18 protein-coding genes are annotated in these 17,722 nt (G+C 56.3%); 12 read left to right on the forward strand and 6 right to left on the reverse strand.

The window, feature by feature from the left end; all coding sequences use genetic code 11:
* Positions 1–137: 137 nt before the first annotated feature.
* From HNQ92_RS22935 to HNQ92_RS22980, 10 genes are all read left to right on the forward strand, one after another.
* Positions 138–2,306, forward strand: coding sequence for a TonB-dependent receptor (locus tag HNQ92_RS22935; RefSeq protein ID WP_184177786.1), 2,169 nt, complete (start codon positions 138–140; stop codon positions 2,304–2,306).
* Between the two features lie 236 nt (positions 2,307–2,542).
* Positions 2,543–3,403, forward strand: a complete 861-nt coding sequence (locus HNQ92_RS22940; protein WP_184177787.1) for a histidinol-phosphatase — start codon at positions 2,543–2,545, stop codon at positions 3,401–3,403.
* 19 nt (positions 3,404–3,422) lie between these two features.
* The gene (locus HNQ92_RS22945) at positions 3,423–4,490 is read left to right on the forward strand and encodes an aminotransferase class V-fold PLP-dependent enzyme (RefSeq protein WP_184177788.1); all 1,068 of its coding nucleotides are present in this window, start codon (positions 3,423–3,425) and stop codon (positions 4,488–4,490) included.
* A gap of 68 nt (positions 4,491–4,558) precedes the next feature.
* Positions 4,559–5,260 (forward strand): NUDIX hydrolase, encoded by a 702-nt coding sequence (locus HNQ92_RS22950; protein ID WP_184178042.1) that lies wholly within the window; start codon positions 4,559–4,561, stop codon positions 5,258–5,260.
* Positions 5,261–5,334: 74 nt separating this feature from the next.
* Positions 5,335–5,901, forward strand: a complete 567-nt coding sequence (locus tag HNQ92_RS22955) for a MarC family protein (RefSeq protein WP_184178044.1) — start codon at positions 5,335–5,337, stop codon at positions 5,899–5,901.
* 95 nt (positions 5,902–5,996) lie between these two features.
* Positions 5,997–6,464, forward strand: a complete 468-nt coding sequence (locus HNQ92_RS22960; RefSeq protein ID WP_184177789.1) for a pyrophosphohydrolase domain-containing protein — start codon at positions 5,997–5,999, stop codon at positions 6,462–6,464.
* 48 nt (positions 6,465–6,512) lie between these two features.
* Positions 6,513–7,754: a peptidase T gene (gene pepT / locus HNQ92_RS22965; RefSeq protein WP_184177790.1), complete on the forward strand. Its 1,242-nt coding sequence runs from the start codon at positions 6,513–6,515 to the stop codon at positions 7,752–7,754.
* Positions 7,755–7,764: 10 nt separating this feature from the next.
* Positions 7,765–8,400 carry a ribonuclease H1 domain-containing protein gene (locus HNQ92_RS22970; protein WP_184177792.1) on the forward strand — a complete coding sequence of 212 codons (636 nt, stop codon included), beginning with the start codon at positions 7,765–7,767 and terminating at the stop codon, positions 8,398–8,400.
* A gap of 9 nt (positions 8,401–8,409) precedes the next feature.
* On the forward strand, positions 8,410–9,141 hold the full coding sequence (locus tag HNQ92_RS22975) for a tRNA1(Val) (adenine(37)-N6)-methyltransferase (RefSeq protein WP_184177794.1): 732 nt from the start codon (positions 8,410–8,412) through the stop codon (positions 9,139–9,141).
* A 47-nt stretch (positions 9,142–9,188) separates the two neighbouring features.
* A complete protein-coding gene (locus HNQ92_RS22980; RefSeq protein ID WP_184177796.1) occupies positions 9,189–10,211 on the forward strand; it encodes a glycosyltransferase family 2 protein in 1,023 nt (340 codons plus the stop codon).
* Between the two features lie 165 nt (positions 10,212–10,376).
* On the opposite strand, the gene HNQ92_RS22985 is transcribed toward HNQ92_RS22980, so the two are convergent.
* The 6 genes from HNQ92_RS22985 to HNQ92_RS23010 form a co-directional block, all read right to left on the reverse strand.
* Positions 10,377–12,032 carry an ATP-binding protein gene (locus tag HNQ92_RS22985; RefSeq protein ID WP_184177798.1) on the reverse strand — a complete coding sequence of 552 codons (1,656 nt, stop codon included), beginning with the start codon at positions 12,030–12,032 and terminating at the stop codon, positions 10,377–10,379.
* A 7-nt stretch (positions 12,033–12,039) separates the two neighbouring features.
* Complete coding sequence (locus HNQ92_RS22990) at positions 12,040–13,050, reverse strand: ATP-binding SpoIIE family protein phosphatase (protein ID WP_184177800.1); 1,011 nt, start codon at positions 13,048–13,050, stop codon at positions 12,040–12,042.
* Complete coding sequence (locus tag HNQ92_RS22995; protein WP_184177802.1) at positions 13,043–13,456, reverse strand: anti-sigma regulatory factor; 414 nt, start codon at positions 13,454–13,456, stop codon at positions 13,043–13,045. Before HNQ92_RS22995 ends, HNQ92_RS22990 begins: the two co-directional genes overlap by 8 nt.
* Positions 13,437–13,829 (reverse strand): STAS domain-containing protein, encoded by a 393-nt coding sequence (locus HNQ92_RS23000; protein ID WP_184177805.1) that lies wholly within the window; start codon positions 13,827–13,829, stop codon positions 13,437–13,439. Before HNQ92_RS23000 ends, HNQ92_RS22995 begins: the two co-directional genes overlap by 20 nt.
* Positions 13,830–13,849: 20 nt before the next feature.
* Complete coding sequence (locus tag HNQ92_RS23005) at positions 13,850–14,713, reverse strand: STAS domain-containing protein (protein ID WP_184177807.1); 864 nt, start codon at positions 14,711–14,713, stop codon at positions 13,850–13,852.
* 346 nt (positions 14,714–15,059) lie between these two features.
* Positions 15,060–15,920: an AraC family transcriptional regulator gene (locus tag HNQ92_RS23010; protein ID WP_184177809.1), complete on the reverse strand. Its 861-nt coding sequence runs from the start codon at positions 15,918–15,920 to the stop codon at positions 15,060–15,062.
* A gap of 129 nt (positions 15,921–16,049) precedes the next feature.
* Between HNQ92_RS23010 and HNQ92_RS23015 the strand changes: the two genes are divergently transcribed.
* A complete protein-coding gene (locus HNQ92_RS23015) occupies positions 16,050–16,871 on the forward strand; it encodes a sugar phosphate isomerase/epimerase family protein (RefSeq protein WP_184177811.1) in 822 nt (273 codons plus the stop codon).
* A 2-nt stretch (positions 16,872–16,873) separates the two neighbouring features.
* Positions 16,874–17,707, forward strand: coding sequence for a phosphogluconate dehydrogenase C-terminal domain-containing protein (locus tag HNQ92_RS23020; RefSeq protein WP_184177813.1), 834 nt, complete (start codon positions 16,874–16,876; stop codon positions 17,705–17,707).
* Positions 17,708–17,722 lie beyond the last annotated feature (15 nt).

Below are 17,722 nucleotides of genomic sequence, written 5' to 3' on the forward strand. Positions count from 1 at the left end.
GGGACGAAGGCTGCCATGGGCCATATTTAGGTCGGTACTTGGGGCTTCTCGTCGTTGCATGAGCTATGAAGGTATCTCGATTAGTACTTCTTTTTCTACTTTTTTCTCTACAAATACGCGCTCAAACGATCCGGGGCATGGTCACCGATGCCCAGAGTGGCGATACACTCATGAGCGTTTCGGTTCAGGCCCAGGAGCTGTTTATCGGTACCACCACCGACCGCGACGGCAAATACCGGCTGCAACTACTCCAACCGGGTACCTACCTGCTCAGCTACATGCAGGCGGGCTACCAAACGGCCCACCGCACCGTGAGCGAATTCATCGATCAGGAGCTTAACGTAGCCCTCCAACCGGACGTAGTCCAGCTCAACGGGCAGGAAGCCAGCACGGCCCAGCGCTACGAAAGCCGCACTTTTGGCAGGCCGGAGGCTATAACCGTACTTACCCGGCGCGATCTTTACCGCAATTCCCTCCGCTCCACGCCCGAGCTCCTGCTGGGAGAGACGGGCGTCTTTGTGCAAAAAACCACCCACGGGGGTGGCGCACCCATTGTACGTGGGCTCACCGGCCACCACACGCTGCTGCTGGTAGACGGCATCCGGCTCAACAACGCCACCTACGGCTCCGGTCCCAACCAGTACCTTAATACCGTAGATCCGTTCAGCCTAAGGCGGGTGGAGGTGCTGCGAGGCGGGGGGGGCGTGCAGTACGGCAGCGATGCCGTAGGCGGTGCCGTGCAGGTATTTTCGCAAACGCCGCAGTTTTCGGACCAGACGCGCGTCACGGGCTCGGCCCTGACCAAGTGGATGAGCAGTGAAATGGAGGAGAGCGGACGCCTTTCCCTGGGCGTGAGCAGCCGGAAGGTAGCGGTGCAGGCGGGCTTTTCGTACCGCAATTTCGGAAACCTGATCGGGGGCGGTAACTTGGTGCAGGAGCGCACGGGCTATGAGCAGCGCTCGGCAGACGTGAAGGCCGTGCTGCGGCTGAAGCCCAGCCTGAAGCTCACCGCCGCCTACCAGGTACTTCGGCAGGATAGCGTGCCTTTTTATCCCCAAGTGGCCCGCGAGAATTTCCTGCTGAGCGAAATCACCATGCAACAACGCACGCTGGGGTACCTACGGCTGGAGGGAAACCGCCCGCACCGCTGGCTCAGGCACTGGCAGGTCACCACCCTGGCGCAGCAGGCCGCCGAAGACCGCAGCAGCCACGCCAACGGTTCGCCCCTGCTTCGTCAGGAAAAAGAGGATGTCGATACCCAGGGAGCGCTGGCGTCGGCAATAACGGAGCCAACGGACTTCTGGAAAATCCAGACCGGCCTGGACTGGTACTTCGATGAGGTAGCCAGCCGACGCCAGGATACCGACACCCTTGGTGGTTTGCCGCCCACCAACCGGAAAGGCCTCTACGCCAACGGAGCCAGCCAGCATAGCCTGGGCCTTTACACCCTGCACACGCTTACCTTTGCGCGGCTCACCGTTACCGCCGGGGTGCGTTACAACCTTTTTGCTACCACCATTCCCGACGAAGTACTGGGCGAAGTTCAGCAAAATCCGTCGGCCTGGGTGGGGAATGCGGGCCTTTCTGTGGCCTTGTGGCCGTCGGTGCGCCTGGTGGCCAACGTCAGCTCCTCCTTCCGGGCTCCTAACGTCAACGACCTGAGTACCGTGGGCCTGGGAAGTACCTATTTTGAACTACCCAACGGGGCGCTGCGGCCCGAGCGCGGCCTCAACAAAGAGGTGGGCCTCAAGATCCGTGACAACCGTTTTTCGAGCTCCTTCACGCTGTACCACAACCAGCTCTCAGACCTGATCGTGCGGCGACAGCGGGGTAGTTTGCTGGACAACTACGCCGTGTACTTCCGGCAGAACCTGGGCCGCGCCCTGATCCGGGGCCTGGAGGCGGAGGCCGAGTGGCAGCTGTTCCCCAACTGGCTGCTCTTCGGCAATGCGACGTACACCCACGGTCAAAATCTAACGACTCAAGAGCCCCTGCGGCTCATCCCGCCCTTGCACGGCAAGCTGGGCGTCACTTACCAGCGCAATGCCCGCAACTGGGTACGCGCCGAGTGGTGGATGGCCGCCCGGCAGGACCGCCTGGCACCGGCCGATGTCGCGGACCCGCTGATTCCGTCCGCAGGTACCCCCGGTTGGCACGTCATCAATGCTGCGATCGGACAGCGGGTGGGGCTACTGCGTGTGGCCGCCGAGATCCAAAACCTCTTGGACCAGCGGTACTACACCCACGGCTCGGGCGTGACGGGCGTGGGTCGCAGCCTGTGGGTGACGCTGCGGTTCGACTGGTAGGTCGTGGCCGGGGCAGAGGGTTTGGGGCATGGGATTAATGGGCCATGGGTACTTTGGGGTAATGAAAAGTAAAGTCAGCCTACGGTTTTTAAATAAATCATTTTTGAAAAAGTACCCTTATTTTTCTTTTCTATTGCAAGCCTATTCAATAGCCAACCAAGCTGACCGCCACGGAGTCGCACTTTTCTAGGTACTTTTGACCCCAAGCCCTTAGTCCAAACCAACTACCAACGCCTATGAAACCCTCCTTCTGGACCAACTACCACAGCCACAGCCACTACTGCGACGGGCGCGAGGCACCGGAGGCGCAGGTGCGGGCCGCCCGGCAGCAGGGCGTGCGGGCCTTTGGCTTTTCGTCGCACGGGCCGGTGCCGTTTGCCAACGCCTGGAGCATGAAGCCGGAGCGGCTTGAGGGGTACCTGGCGGAAACCCGCGCTTTGCAACAAAAGTACCAGGGAGACATAGAACTGTACGTGGGGCTGGAGGTCGACTACGTACCCGGCCTGTGCGGCCCAGGTACCTACGCCCACGCCCTGGATTTTACCATCGGCTCGGTGCACTACGTGGACCAGAACTGGGAAGGCCAGCCCTGGGAGATCGACGGCGCTACGGAGGGCTTTATGAAGGGGCTGGTGGAGGTACATGGCGGCGACATCCAGAAGGTACTTCGGCGGTACTACGCGCTCATCCGGGAAATGGTGGAGCAAGACCCGCCGCTGATCGTAGGGCATTTGGATAAGATCAAGATCCATAACCTGAACGAAAGCCTGTACCGCGAGCAGGACGACTGGTACCAGGCCGAGATTGACCACACGCTGGAGGTGATTGCGGCGGCGGGTTGTGTGCTGGAAGTAAATACCCGCGGTATGTACAAGAGAAACCTCGATACCTACCCCTCGGCTACGATCCTGAAAAAAGTACTGGCCCGGAACATTCCCGTGATGCTCAACGCCGACAGCCACGCGCCCGAGGAAATCACGGCCCGCTTCGCGGAGGCCGCCGGGGTACTTCAAGCGGTAGGTTTCCGGACGCTCCGGGTACTTTTGGATGGTACTTGGCAGGAGGTACCCTTCGACCAAAAAGGTTTATTTTTATAGCGATTCTTCAAAAAATAAAATGATCACTTTTTATCCCGGTCCTTCCAAAATTTACCCGCAAGTAGAGCAGTACCTGGCCGACGCCTACCGCTCGGGCATCCTGAGCATGAACCACCGCAGTGCGGCTTTCATGACCATGCTCGAAGGTACCCTGGCGGCGCTGCGCGAAAAGCTGGCGATCCCGGCCAGCTACGAAGTGTACCTGACGTCCTCGGCCACCGAGGGCTGGGAGATCGTGGCGCAGTCGCTGGTGGCGCGGCGGAGCCTGCACCTGTACAACGGGGCTTTTGGCGAGAAGTGGTACGCCTACACGCGCCGCTTGCGGGCCGAGGCCGTGGGGCTTCCGTTTGATTTCCAAACCCTGCCCGACCCGCAAGCGCCAGGTACCTACCCCGACGCGGAGGTACTTTGCCTCACCCACAACGAAACCTCCAACGGCACCGCCCTGCCCGACGCCAGCCTGCGGGCCCTCCGAGGGTACTTTGCGGGGCTCATTGCCATTGATGCTACCTCTTCCATGGCGGGCGTAGCTACCGACTGGCTCCTGGGCGACGTTTGGCTGGCTTCGGTGCAGAAGTGCTTCGGGCTGCCGCCGGGGCTGGGCGTGCTGGTGGTGTCGCCGCGGGCGGTGGCGCGGGCCGAGGAGCGGGCCGAGCGCAATCATTACAACAGTCTGCTTTTTTTGCGCGAAAATTTTATCCAAAACCAAACGCCCTACACGCCCAACACGCTGGCGATCTACCTGCTGGGCCGGGTGATGCAGCAGGTACCCCCGCTGGCCGAAGTAGACGCCGAAACCCACCGCCGCGCCGCCGACTGGTACGCGTTCCTGGCGGCGCAGGGCTTCGGGCTGCTGGTGACGGAGCCGGACGTACGCTCGCCTACGGTAGTAGTGGTACAAAGTACCCCCGCGGAGGTAACGCGGCTCAAGGCGGCGGCTTCCGAAGCGGGCATCGTGGTGGGCAGCGGCTACGGTACCTGGAAGGCCACCACCTTCCGCATGGCGAACTTTCCGGCCATCACGCTGAGCGAAATCGAGCAGTTTCAGACGTTCCTGCGCAAACGATCCTGGGAGCAGCATGAGTAGGTACGCGGGCCCGCTGTACTTTACTAGCAGTACCCATTATTTCCCTTCCTACCCACGTGACACAAAAAATGGTAGAGCAGTACCAGGCGCAGATCAAATGCCTGGTGGCCCTCGATTCAATTATCTTTGGATTCGACGGCGAAGAGTTGAAGCTTTTATTAGTAAAAAGGGGCGTCGAAGACGACGGCTCCACCTGGTCGCTGATGGGCGGCTGGCTCCGGCCCGACGAAGGCCTGGAAGAGGCCGCCAACCGGATCTTGTTCGAGCTTACGGGCCTTACGGACATCTACCTCGAGCAGTTGTATACTTTTGGTGCTCCCCACCGCGACCGCGTGGAGCGCACCGTGGCGGTGTCGTACTTTGCGCTCATCAACGTCACCGACTACCAGGAGCGCGTCTCGCACACCTACGAGGCGCATTGGTTTTCGATGCACGAACTACCCCGGCTGCTCTTCGACCACGGCCAGATGGTGGAGCAGGCCATCGAGCGGCTGCGCTACAAGGCATCGCAGCATCCCATTGGTTTTGAGCTACTTCCCGAGAAATTCACCATTCCGCAGCTGCAGAAGCTCTACGAGGCTATCTTTGACGCGCCGCTGGATAAGCGCAATTTCAGCCGAAAAATTCTTTCCACCAATCTACTGGAAAAGCTGGACGAAAAGCAGCGGGGGTACTCCAAAAAGGGAGCCTACCTTTATAAAGTGAACGAGGAAAAGTACCAAAAGCAGTTTAATACTTTCCTGAATTTTCTGCCCAACGGAGGTACCTAGGCGCTCCCGGCCCGAACGGTTTGTGTATGCAAGGGCTTTTGTTCAACTTTGCGGCTTCAATCCGTATCCGGGCTATGTTCAATTTCAAAGAAGTACTTTCCGTTACGCTCATCCTCTTTTCGGTGATCGACATCGTGGGCTCCGTGCCGGTGATCGTGGATCTGCGCAAAAAGGCCGGGCACATCCAGTCCGAGAAGGCCACGCTGGTAGCCGGTACGCTCATGGTGGTTTTCCTGTTTCTGGGCGAGCGCATCCTGTCGCTCTTTGGGGTCGATGTCGCTTCTTTTGCCGTGGCGGGGGCTATTATTTTGTTTTTGCTGGGCCTGGAAATGATTCTGGGCCGGAATTTTTTCCGCCACGACAACGTCAGCACCGGCACGGCCTCCATCGTACCCATTGCGTTTCCGCTCATTGCGGGGGCCGGTACCATGACCACCCTCATCACGCTACGCGCCGCCTATGCCATCCCCAACATCCTGATTGGTATCGTGGTGAATCTGCTGCTGGTGTACCTGGTGCTGAAGTCGTCGGAGTGGCTGGAGCGGAAGCTCGGCCAGGCCGGTACCGACGTGCTCCGGCGCGTGTTCGGGATTATTCTGCTGGCGATTTCCATTAAGCTTTTTAAAACGAATTTTTTGTAAAGGTACCTGATCCCCGGCCCTTCTCCTTGGAGGAGAAGGGTGTTAAGTCTGGATCAACGCCAATACTTTTAACTCTCAACTCCTACTAAAAACCCATGCAAAGCCTCGATAGCCTGAATCAAGTAGCTGATTTTCACCGTACCTTCAAGCACCCCATTCTGGACAAGCCCCAGCTGCCGTCTGAGGAGCGCAGCCGCCTGCGGGTGGCGCTGCTGGCCGAAGAGCTGAAAGAGCTGGAGGTGGCGATTCTGGAAAAAGACATCGTAGAAGTAGCCGACGCTCTCTGTGACCTGCAATACGTACTGGCCGGGGCGGTGCTGGAGTTTGGCCTGGGCGAAAAATTCCGGGCGCTGTTTGACGAAGTACAGCGCTCCAACATGTCCAAAGCCTGTAACTCGCTGGAAGAAGCCGAAGCCACCGTGGCGCACTACCAGCAAAAAGGCACCGACTGCTACTACCAGGAAGACAACGGCAAGTACCTGGTGTACCGGACCTCAGACAACAAAACCCTGAAAAATATCAACTACTCGCCCGCCGATCTGGTTAGTATTCTGAATCAGTAGTCAAGGTACCTTGCGCAAGTACCTCCGAGCCTTTTATTTCTAAACAACATGTCATCCGTTCTCGAACGTTTTCTTCGCTACGTCCAGATCGACACCCAGTCTGATCCGCACTCGACGAGCTTTCCCAGTACTGCCAAACAGCGCGACCTGAGCCAATTGTTGGTGATCGAGCTACAGGAAATGGGCGTGACCGACGCCCATCTCGACGAGCACGGCTACGTGTACGCCACGCTGCCCGCTACCAGCACCAAGCCCGGGGTACCTGTAATCTGCTATTGCTCGCACGTGGATACCTCGCCCGACGTCAGCGGGGCCAACGTCATGCCGCTGGTGCATCAAAACTGGGACGGCCGCGACATCGTCCTGCCCGACGACCCCACGCAGGTACTTCGCCGCGGCGAGCACCCCGACCTGGAGGCGCAAATAGGGAATGATATTGTGACCGCCAGCGGCACCACCCTGCTCGGGGCCGACAACAAGGCGGGCGTGGCCGAGATCATGGCCGCCGCTGAGTACCTCATGCAGCATCCGGAAGTGAAGCGAGGTACCGTCAAGATCCTCTTTACGCCCGACGAAGAAGTGGGCCGCGGTACCGAGAAAGTAAACCTGGAAAAACTGGGGGCTGACTTCGGCTACACCGTCGATGGCGAAACGGTAGGTACTTTGGAAGACGCCACCTTCTCGGCCGACGGCGTCACGCTGACCATTCACGGCGTAAGTACCCATCCGGGTTTTGCGAAAGGAAAAATGGAGAACGCCCTCAAGCTGGCGGCCGACATCCTGGCCGAACTACCCAAAAACGGCCTCTCGCCCGAAACCACCGACGGCATGCAGGGTTTCATTCATCCGGTGCACATCACGGGCGGGCAGGATACCGCCACGGTGGAGTTTATTGTCCGGGATTTTACAGAATTGGGCTTATACGAAAAGGAAAAATTTCTACGCAATATCGTCAACGAAGTAGGAGCCAGGTACCCCCACTCGCGCGTGGAAATGGACGTAGTACCGCAGTACCGCAACATGAAAGTGGTCCTCGACCAGCATCCGCAGGTGGTCAACAACGCCCTGGAAGCCATGCACCGCGTGGGCCTTACGCCCGTGCGCCGGAGCATCCGGGGCGGTACCGACGGCTCCCGGCTGTCGTTCATGGGGCTGCCGTGCCCCAATATCTTCGCGGGCGAGCACGCTTTTCACTCGCGCCTGGAGTGGGTGTCGGTGCAGGACATGGAAAAAGCCGTGGAGGTACTTATAGCGCTCAGCCAGGTTTGGGAGGAGCAGGCGGGACATTGATTGAGCATTCATGGCAAAAAAACAAAAATACTACGTGGTGTGGCAGGGACGGCAGACGGGCGTCTTCACCGACTGGAAAGAGTGCGAGGCGCAAATAAAGGGTTTTGAAGATGCGCGCTTCAAGTCGTTCGACTCGCTGAAGGAAGCCGAGGAAGCCATTCACCGCAACTACTGGGAGTTTGTGGCGAAAAAAGAAGCGGGTACTTCGGCCACCAAGCCCGCGCCCGCCAGCGTGGGGCAGCCCATCCGCGACAGCATTGCCGTCGATGCCGCCTGGAACACCGCCACCGGCGACATGGAGTACCAGGGCGTGTACCTGCGCACCGGCGAGCGGATTTTCCTGCAAGGGCCTTTCTCTGACGCCACCAACAACATCGGGGAGTTTCTGGCCATTGTGCACGGACTGGCCTATTTGCAAAAAAACGGCAGCAACCTGCCCATCTATACCGATTCGCGCACGGCCATGAGCTGGGTTAAGAAAAAGCACGCCAATACCAAGCTGGTGCTGACGCCCCGCAACAAGCCCGTGTTTGAGTTGATGCAACGGGCCGAGCGCTGGCTGGCCGAGAACAAGTACTCCAATCAGATCCTGAAGTGGGAAACCGAGTACTGGGGCGAGAATCCGGCGGATTTTGGTCGAAAGTAAATGCCAGCCATGCCCCGCCGTACCTACTTCCAGTTCAAGCAATTTACCGTGCAGCAAGAGCGCTGCGCCATGAAGGTATGCACCGACGCCTGCGTGCTGGGGGCCTGGGCGGAGGTAGGTACCTCAAGTACCCCCAGCCGAGTGCTGGACATCGGTACCGGCACGGGCCTGCTGGCGCTGATGGCCGCCCAGCGCAACCCGGCCGCCCACATCGACGCCGTGGAGCTCAACGCCGAGGCCGCTGAGCAAGCCCGTGCCAACGTCGCCGCAAGTCCCTTTGCGGCGCGCATCCGCGTGGTGCAGGTACCTATCCAGGCGTTTGTCGCCGAAGTACCCTACGATTTTATCCTTACCAATCCGCCCTTTTACCAGTCCGACCTGCGCTCGCCCGACGCCGCCGTTAACCAGGCGCACCACGCTACGAGCCTGACTTTTACGGAACTCCTGACGGCCGTGGAGCGGTTATTAACCCAGGCAGGTACCTGGAGCGTGTTGCTCCCCGTGGCCGAAAGTGAGCAGCTCCAACGCCAGGCCGAGGCCACCGGCTGGGTACTGACCCGGCAGCTGACGCTGGCCCACCAGCCCGGTCAGGTACCTTTCCGGCGGCTGGGTACCTACCGGCGGCGGGGTACTTTTGAAGGTACCTTGGAGAAACAGGCGTTGTGCGTCTACGAAGCCGACGGAAGTACCTTCAACGCGGCGTTTAGGTACCTGCTGCGGGATTTTTACCTGCCATTTTAAAAAATAAAAAGACGACCTTTGGGCTTTCGTCCCGAACGAACTGAGCTATGACCGATCCCATCCTACAGATTTCCGTAGTTATTCCTCTTTATAACGAAGAAGAATCCTTGCCCGAGCTCCACGACTGGATCGTGCGGGTGATGGAGGAGCACCGCTTTACCTACGAAATCCTGTTCATGGACGACGGCAGCCGCGACGGCTCCTGGGGTGTCATCAGCGAGCTGGCGGCGCAGAATCCCGCCGTGCGCGGCGTGCGCTTCACGCGCAACTACGGCAAAACCGCCGCCCTCCAGACCGGCTTCCAACTCGTGAAGGGTAAGGTCGTGATCACGATGGATGCCGACCTGCAAGACAGCCCCGACGAAATCCCGGCGTTGTACCGCCTGATCACCGAGGAGCGCTACGACCTGGTGTCGGGCTGGAAGCAGAAGCGCTACGACCCCATCAGTAAAACCCTTCCCACTAAGCTCTTCAACGCCGCCACGCGCTGGATCTCCGACGTACACCTGCACGACTTCAACTGCGGCCTGAAGGCCTACCGGCAGGAGGTGGTCAAGAATATCACGATCTACGGCGAAATGCACCGCTACATTCCGGTTATTGCGAAGTGGAACGGCTTCGGGCGCATCGGCGAGAAAGTGGTGCAGCACCAGGCCCGCAAGTACGGCCAAACGAAGTTTGGCCTGGAGCGCTTCATCTACGGTTTTCTGGACCTACTTTCCATTGCGTTTGTGAACAAATTTGGCCGACGGCCCATGCACTTTTTTGGGAGCCTGGGTACCTTGATGTTCTTCCTGGGCTCGCTGCTGGCCATGTACCTGCTGGGCGAAAAAATCTACAACATCTACACGCACCAGCCCTACCGCAACGCCACCGACAACCCGCTTTTCTTCCTGGCGCTCACGGTGATCGTGGTGGGGTCGCAACTCTTTCTGGGTGGCTTCCTGGGTGAGCTCCTGGTGAAACAATCCATGACCAAGTCCAACGACTACCTCATCAGCGAAGTGATCCGGTCGGACGAGCGGACGCAGGAGGTACTTTCGGTACCGGCGCGGCGAGCGAGGCTGTGACGTAGTGGGGTAGGTGCGGCGATCGAAAGGACTTATTTAACCTCTTTTGCCTACTTACGGTTTTTTTCTAAGGCTAATCTTGAATGAAGTACCCTACCGTGTACCCTGTGGTACGCAACACCCATCGCTATGCGGTACGGCAAGCGCAAACCGTTAGCGTTAAAATCATTTTGTCGGTAAATACAGGGTAAAGTTAGAACCGCTCCCTGGGCTGCTTTTGGCGGTAATACTACCGCCGTGCAGTTCTACAATCTTCCTACAAATCGACAAGCCAATCCCCGTGCCATTAAACTCCGATTGTAAATGAAGGCGTTGAAAAACTTCAAAAATCATTTCGGTATACTGCGGTTCAAAGCCAATACCATTGTCAATAACCTGGATGCATAGCCATTGCCGGTTGTCGGCTAGTTTTAGCTGCTTAGCCTGTTGGCTTGTTAAAACGTCGGCAAGCACGACAACGACCGGCTTGACTCCGTCGGAGGTGAACTTAATGGCGTTGGCAAGCAAATTTTGAAATAACAAAAGCAGCTGTAAAGCATTCCCGGTGATGGTATAAGAATCAGTTGCCGTAATGGTCGCCCCCTTTTCCTGGATCAAATATTCAAGGTTTGCCGTGGCAAGCTGGACGATTTTAGAAAGTTCAACTTTTTCATTCAACAGGACGGGCCCTGAATTTAGCCTGGCGTAAGTCAGCAAGTCTTTGACCAACGACTGCATTCTTTCGGCCGAATTTTTCAGCCGCTCGAGTAAATTCTGAGCATCTACGGGAATGTGCGTATCGTATTTGTCAATGATGATGTCGGCCAATATCTTTATTTTACGAACCGGTTCCTGTAGGTCATGGGAAGCCACATAGGCATACCGTGCCAGCTCATGGTTGCTGCGGTTGAGCTCATGAATGGTATCATCGAGCTGCTTTTGGCGGCTTTCCATGATTTCTTTCACGTGCCTTAGCTCCTGGTTGTCCTTTAAAGCCTGGTCAACGACCTTCTGCGCGTGGATGTTAACGATAAATCCAAACCACTGCATCAAGTTGCCCGCACTATCCAGCTGTGGCGTCAGGGAGAGCAAATGCCATACTCCGCCCGCAGCGGAGGAAAGCTTTACTTCCAACTGAAAAAACGCTTTTTTTTCAAGCTTTACCTTGAGGTAGTTAATGTCTACATCCAGATGGTAGTCCTGAATCCAATAAAACCAGTTTGTGCCTTTAAGAGCGGGCAGAGACTTTCCTATGAAGTCCAGAAACGACTGATTGGCATACAGCATTTGATGGTCCGCGGCCAGCGTAAACATCATTAAAGGCAGGGAATTCGTAAGCTCCTGGTACTGGTTCTCGCTTTCAACCAGGCTATCGGCGAGTTGCTGTAGCTCCGTATTTTTACGCCTAACCTCCTCGTAGGGCGAAATGGCCTGGGAGGCATTAAATTCCTGCTTGCACTTATTGATCAGGGCCGGACTTAAAACCGCGGTTTTAGGCAGCTCACAGCTGATCGAAACGGAGGTACCCGATATATCAAAATGGCTTACAAGTTTTCGGGCATACCGAAAGTTTTCGTTGGATATATTCAGCCTGCTCAAAGAGGGGCTGTTAATGCTGGCACAAATAACCGCTTGATTTTCTTTTGATTTAGTGAGTGCCAAGCTCAATATGGAATTCGTTCTTTGCTCAATCATGAAGCGAGCCACCTCAGACACGGCGGTTGCAAAACTGGTTTGGGCGACCAGCCCCAGCCCGCATAGTTCGCCCAGATGCATGGACCTTCGGTGGGCCAGGACTAAATCCAGGTCGTTTTCCAGGTTAAAAACGATTATTTCCTTCATGGATTCTTCAATTAACTTTTACAACAACCACGGACATATCATCGGAATGGCGGGCATAGTCTTTATAAATAACGGCGGCCAGAATTGACAGGTCATACTTGAAAACAGCCGCATGTTTATTGGTTTCCCACCGGGTTGAGATCCCGTCCGAGCACAGCACCAGGTAGCTCCCGGTCTCGTTCACGATCGTTTGGGATTGAAGCCTGCCCGAAATGTTAATGCCCAGGATCCCGTTGAAGGGCATGTGGGTTTTTGCGGTTAAGGCATTGCAAAGCCGGGTGGAAATATTGCCTACGCCGCATATCCTCCAGGTTTTATGAAGGAGATCATAAACCGCTACGGTACCAACTAACCCCCGGGTATCTTTCACGTGTTTGTGGATATCCTTGAGAATGTCGCTGGGGTCATTAAAGGTAGATTTTCGGAAGGCTTCACACGCCCGTTGCGCAGCAAGGTTTGCCAGGGGGCCATGTCCAAGTCCGTCAGCCAGCATTACTTTAAGAAAATAAGGGTTGGCCTTCCACGCGTAGGCGTCGCCGCATACTTTTTCACCGGGCTTGCGCAAAACAACGGGATAAATACCCACGCTGGCTGGCGGGCTTTGTGAAACCGGTTGTGAAAAAATTCGGGATAAAAGCACCGTTCCCCAGCCTTTTAACGAATAGAGCTGAAACTGGTCGGAAAGTCTTTTGATGGAGCCCAGGCCATGGCCCAGGGTCCCGGTTGTAGACACGCCGTCTTCGATCATCCGGGCCGGGTCGGCCATGCCAGGCCCTTTATCAATGCTAAGGATTTCTATTCCTTTATTTGCATTTTCATATAAGAGCCGGACGACCAGCTCACCGCCACCGGCATGTTTTAGGAGATTAGTCGAAATCTCGGAAATAACCAGCTCCAGTTCCGCCACCCGTTTTGTGGACAAGCCTACGGGCTCGGCGATCTTGACGATATCTTTTTTTAATATATTCAAATAGCTGCGATCCGTAAGGCTAAAAACCACTTGTTGTAGACTATCCATTCTTCCATTTTAACATTTTCACGGTAGTCCCTTGACCGATCGCGCTTTGTATCACAAATTCATTGACCAGGCGCTTTGCCCCGGGCAGGCCCATGCCCAGGCTCCGGCCCGTAGTGTAGCCGTCTTGCATGGCCTTTTGGATATCGGCAATTCCTGGGCCTTTGTCCTCAAACACCAGCTGGATACCTTCCTGTTTTCCCTTGGTAACTACCTCTAGCCGCATGGTTCCGCCGCCTCCGTAGATGAGCATATTCCGGGCAATTTCACTCGTAGCTGTGATCAGCTTGGTCTGGTTTACGATACCCATACCTATTTTTGCTGCCACCTCCTTTACCCGGTTGCGGCAGTATACCAAATCACGTTCTTGCTGGATAATCAGGCTTTCTTTAATCAACATCGTCATCATTAGCATCGTCTAGGCTGGGCGGCATTCTGGATTCAAGCAGTGCCATTCCTTTTTCCACGTTTAAGGCGGTATGCACCCCAGAAAGCGGCAGCCCCAGTTCGATGAGCGTGATCGCCACGGCGGGCTGCATCCCTACCACGACGGTTTCTGCATCCATGATGCTGGACATACCGGCAATGTTGCCAATGATTTTGCCCATAAACGAATCCACAATAGACAGGGCCGAGATGTCAATAAGTACCCCTTTAGATCCTGTTTTGAATACCATCTGGATCAGATCTTCTTCTAAGGTAAGTGCTAGGCGGTCATATAAATCAACCTGGATGGTTACCAGCAAAAACTTTCCCATTTTAAGAATAGGAATTTTCTCCATAGTGTCAGAGCTTATTCTTATTAGTTAAGTTTTTCTCTTTGCGTACGCCTTACTTCCAACTGCAAGCTATTGAAGGCAAATTTAAGCGCGCTTTCCAGGGTGGCTTTTGTGATCATCTGCGATAGGTCGATCCCCAGGTGGACAACCGTTTGGGCTATTTCGGGCCGGATGCCGCTGATGATACATTCTGCGCCCATCAGCCGGGTTGCATTCACAGTTTTTATCAAATGCTGGGCCACCAGCGAATCCACCGCCGGTACCCCTGAAATATCCAGAATCGCTATGCTACTGCCCGTATCGACAATGCCCTGCAAAAGGTTTTCCATGACCACCTGCGTGCGGGCACTGTCCAGAGTGCCGATAATGGGCATGGCCAGGATCCCGTTCCAAACCCGTATGACGGGCGTAGAAAGTTCGGCCATCTCTTCGGATTGCTGAAAAATCACATCCTCTCTGCCGGTAATGAAGGTTTCAAAACTAAGGATACCTATGTTATCGATAAACTTGCTGACCAGGATGCTGTCCTGGTAGAGCTGCTGGGGATTATCGCTGTTTTGCTCGCTGAGTACCTTTAAAAGGGCATCCTTAAGCGTGAAGATATACGTGGCGGTTTCCCGTGGAGAAAATCCTTGCCGTGCTCGGGAAATGGTGAGGCTTGAAATGTAGTCGGTCAAAGCTTCCAACTCTGGCGAAGAAAAATCCTGAACGGTATTTTCGTTGAGCGAACCTACTAGTATGTCAACGAATTCCGTTGATTGCGCGCGAAGCTCATCGGCCGTATTATAGTTGTTGGACACTTCGGTATCCATTTGCTGAACTTGCAGCCAAAGTTGTAAGACCCGGTCTTTCTTTGACCGTAAGATTTCAAAGATAGGTGTTTCCATTCGTGCTTTTGGAGAATGTAATGAGTAGGAGATATAGAATGCCACCGGCCAGCTCAGGAAAAGGCCGGTTATCGATTTTAATGCAAGGTAGTGATAATAATCTGTTCCGTAATGGCCGCTTCCGTTGATTCTTTATAGGCGCTCCCCATGCCCGTCATAGACCGGATGTTGCCCTATTGCAGGCAGGGTGCAACCCTGCTACGGTTAATAAGCGTTGGGCGAATTGGTTAACCGTACCCATTAAACGCCGCTGGCGTTGCCTTTGTTTAGCGGAGACGGCGTCGCCCAGGTTCAAGCTCCACCCGACAACCGTGGCCACACCACCTAAGCCATCTTTCCAAGTACCTCACTCGCCCAGTTTCCGCTTGCGGTAGGCTTGCGGGTTCATGCCCACGAGGCTCCGGAACTGTCGGTTGAAGTACGAAAGGTTATTGAAGCCCGCCTCGAAACAGGCCGCCGTGACCGAGTAGTTGGGCTTTTGGAGTAGCTTGCAGGCGTAGGCCACCCGGATCTCGTTGAGGTACTTGGTAAAGCTCTTCAGCGTGCGGGTTTTGAAGTACCTGCAAAAGGCCGTTTCGCTCATGGTAGCGACCTGCGCCACGTCCCGGATGCTGATCTTCTCGGCAAAGTGCGTATAGAGGTACTGGTTGATGCGCCACATCCGCTCCTCGTCGCGGCTGAAGTCGAAGTAGTAGTCCTGGTTGGTGAGGTACTTGTAGTGCTCGGTTTCGGCCAGTTGCAGCAGTACCTCCAGCAGCGTCAGGAGCTTGCGCGAGTCCGGCTGGGGCGGCATCTGGCCCAGCCGCGCAAGTACCTCCCCGGCCCCCGTAAACTGAAGTCCGCGCCGGGCGCGGGCAAAAAGTCCGTTGAGCGCCTGGACTTCGGGTTTTTGCAAAAAATCTTTCCCCAAAAAATCCTCCGTAAACTGAATGATCAGCCCCAGTGGCCGGGCTTCGGGAGCGGCCTGGCGGTACTCTGGGTTGGGTTGCAACACGTGCGGAAAGTTGGCTCCCAGCAGCACCAGATCGCCCGCCTCAAACTCCCGGAAGCCGTCGCCGATCACGCCGTTGGTTTTGCCTTCGATGAAGTAAATCAGCTCCAGCTCGGGGTGGTAGTGCCAGCGCGTACTGAGGTCGAAGGGCTCCCACTTAAAGACAAACGAGCGGTTGGCTTGCGGATGAATGAGGCGGTAGCTGGGAAGCGACATCAGGTAGTATATTGACGTACTTGGACGATTTTTTTCAATTGATGCTAAAATACGTCAACTATTCGGCAATCCAGTGAAAATGAATTTTCTTTTTTTACCGAACATTTGCATGGAAATAAAAAGAAAAAATTGGATTTAGGAATTAGCACCTATACCTATCCCTGGGCCGTGGGGGTACCTGGCTACGGGCCCGCCCAGCCATTGGCCCTGCCGGAGCTCCTGGAAATCGGCCACCGACTGGCCGTGAAGCGCCTGCAAATTGGCGACAACCTACCCGTGCACACGCTCCCAAGTACCTCCTGGTGCGAGGCCATCCGGCGGGCGGGGCAGCTGGGCGTGCAGCTGGAGCTGGGTACCCGCAGGCTGGAGCGGGAGCACATCGGGAGGTACCTGGAGCTGGCGGCGCAGGCGGGCTCGCCCTTTCTGAGGGTAGTAGTGGATGACCAAGGGTACGCGCCGAGCCGGGCGGAGGTAGTGGCGGAGGTACGGGCGCTGCTCCCCCAGCTTCGCGAGCAAAAGATCCGGCTGGGCATCGAGAACCACGACCGCTTTTCGGCCAAGTCGTTACAAATCATCGTAGAAAGTACCGACCCCGACTGGGTAGGTATCTGCCTGGATACCAGCAACTCGCTGGGCGCGGGCGAGGGCGTGGCGTACCTCGTCGAAATCCTGGCGCCTTACGTCATCAATCTGCATTACAAAGACATTGCCATCCGCCGGGTGGCGCATAAGATGGGCTTTGAGGTGGCAGGCTGCGCGCCGGGCCAGGGCCTGATTGACCCCAGGTACCTGCTAAGTACCCTGAGCAAGTACCTCCGCTGCGAGTCGGTGACGCTGGAACAATGGCCGCCCTACCTGGGTACCCTGGAGGCCACCATCCGGCAGGAAGCTGCCTGGGCGGAGGAGGGAATTGACCTTTTGAAAAACACGTTGAAAAATTATACCCAATAACCATGATCAAAATAGCTCTAGTAGGCGCTGGCGGAAAAATGGGCTGCCGCCTCACCGACAATTTTCTGAAGTGCAATCAGTACGGCGTCGACTACCTCGAAATCAGCGAACGCGGCCTGGCCAACCTCGCCGAGCGCGGCGTACAGGTAAGTACCCAGGCCGACTGCATCCCGACCGCCGACGTGGTGATCCTGGCCCTGCCCGACGTGGCCATCGGGGCGCTTTCGCAGGAGATCATCCCCGCCATGAAGCCGGGCGCGCTGGTGCTCACGCTGGACCCCGCCGCGCCCATCGACGGCGTCATTGCCCACCGCGACGACCTGGGCTACGTCATTGCGCACCCTTGCCATCCGTCAGTCTTCAACTGGGAGCCTACCGAGGCCGCTTTCCGCGATTTTTACGGGGGGATTTCGGCCAAACAGTCCATCGTGGTGGCACTCATGCACGGTACCGAAGCCCACTACGCGCTGGGCGAGAAAGTAGCGCAGGACATGTACGCACCGATTCTGGACACGCACCGCATCACGCTGGAACAGATGGCGATTCTGGAGCCCGCTATGGTCGAAACCCTGGCCCAAACCTGCATGGAGGTGGTGAAAGAAGGCTATGACCGCATCGTGGCGCTGGGGGTACCTGAAGCCGCCGCGCGCGATTTCGTGCTGGGCCACCTGCGGATCCAGATCGCGGTGCTGTTCAAGGAAGTGAATGGTACTTTCTCGGACGCCGCCTACAAGATCAGTAAACGCGCCAAGCCAATCCTTTTTAAAGAGAACTGGGAGCGGATTTTTGAGATGGACGACATCCGTGCGCAGGTACGTGACATTACCCAAAAGTAAGCCGTGAATCTTTCC

The organism is Rhabdobacter roseus (genome assembly GCF_014202275.1).
Lineage (GTDB): Bacteria > Bacteroidota > Bacteroidia > Cytophagales > Spirosomataceae > Rhabdobacter > Rhabdobacter roseus.

What these genes read in the sequence shown, in the direction of transcription:
- HNQ92_RS22935 (WP_184177786.1), top strand. Translation starts at nt 138, where the DNA reads ATGGTCACCGATGCCCAGAGTGGCGATACACTCATGAGCGTTTCGGTT.
- HNQ92_RS22940 (WP_184177787.1), top strand. Translation starts at nt 2,543, where the DNA reads ATGAAACCCTCCTTCTGGACCAACTACCACAGCCACAGCCACTACTGC.
- HNQ92_RS22945 (WP_184177788.1), top strand. Translation starts at nt 3,423, where the DNA reads ATGATCACTTTTTATCCCGGTCCTTCCAAAATTTACCCGCAAGTAGAG.
- HNQ92_RS22950 (WP_184178042.1), top strand. Translation starts at nt 4,559, where the DNA reads ATGGTAGAGCAGTACCAGGCGCAGATCAAATGCCTGGTGGCCCTCGAT.
- HNQ92_RS22955 (WP_184178044.1), top strand. Translation starts at nt 5,335, where the DNA reads ATGTTCAATTTCAAAGAAGTACTTTCCGTTACGCTCATCCTCTTTTCG.
- HNQ92_RS22960 (WP_184177789.1), top strand. Translation starts at nt 5,997, where the DNA reads ATGCAAAGCCTCGATAGCCTGAATCAAGTAGCTGATTTTCACCGTACC.
- pepT (WP_184177790.1), top strand. Translation starts at nt 6,513, where the DNA reads ATGTCATCCGTTCTCGAACGTTTTCTTCGCTACGTCCAGATCGACACC.
- HNQ92_RS22970 (WP_184177792.1), top strand. Translation starts at nt 7,765, where the DNA reads ATGGCAAAAAAACAAAAATACTACGTGGTGTGGCAGGGACGGCAGACG.
- HNQ92_RS22975 (WP_184177794.1), top strand. Translation starts at nt 8,410, where the DNA reads ATGCCCCGCCGTACCTACTTCCAGTTCAAGCAATTTACCGTGCAGCAA.
- HNQ92_RS22980 (WP_184177796.1), top strand. Translation starts at nt 9,189, where the DNA reads ATGACCGATCCCATCCTACAGATTTCCGTAGTTATTCCTCTTTATAAC.
- HNQ92_RS22985 (WP_184177798.1), bottom strand. Translation starts at nt 12,032, where the DNA reads ATGAAGGAAATAATCGTTTTTAACCTGGAAAACGACCTGGATTTAGTC.
- HNQ92_RS22990 (WP_184177800.1), bottom strand. Translation starts at nt 13,050, where the DNA reads ATGGATAGTCTACAACAAGTGGTTTTTAGCCTTACGGATCGCAGCTAT.
- HNQ92_RS22995 (WP_184177802.1), bottom strand. Translation starts at nt 13,456, where the DNA reads ATGATGACGATGTTGATTAAAGAAAGCCTGATTATCCAGCAAGAACGT.
- HNQ92_RS23000 (WP_184177805.1), bottom strand. Translation starts at nt 13,829, where the DNA reads ATGGAGAAAATTCCTATTCTTAAAATGGGAAAGTTTTTGCTGGTAACC.
- HNQ92_RS23005 (WP_184177807.1), bottom strand. Translation starts at nt 14,713, where the DNA reads ATGGAAACACCTATCTTTGAAATCTTACGGTCAAAGAAAGACCGGGTC.
- HNQ92_RS23010 (WP_184177809.1), bottom strand. Translation starts at nt 15,920, where the DNA reads ATGTCGCTTCCCAGCTACCGCCTCATTCATCCGCAAGCCAACCGCTCG.
- HNQ92_RS23020 (WP_184177813.1), top strand. Translation starts at nt 16,874, where the DNA reads ATGATCAAAATAGCTCTAGTAGGCGCTGGCGGAAAAATGGGCTGCCGC.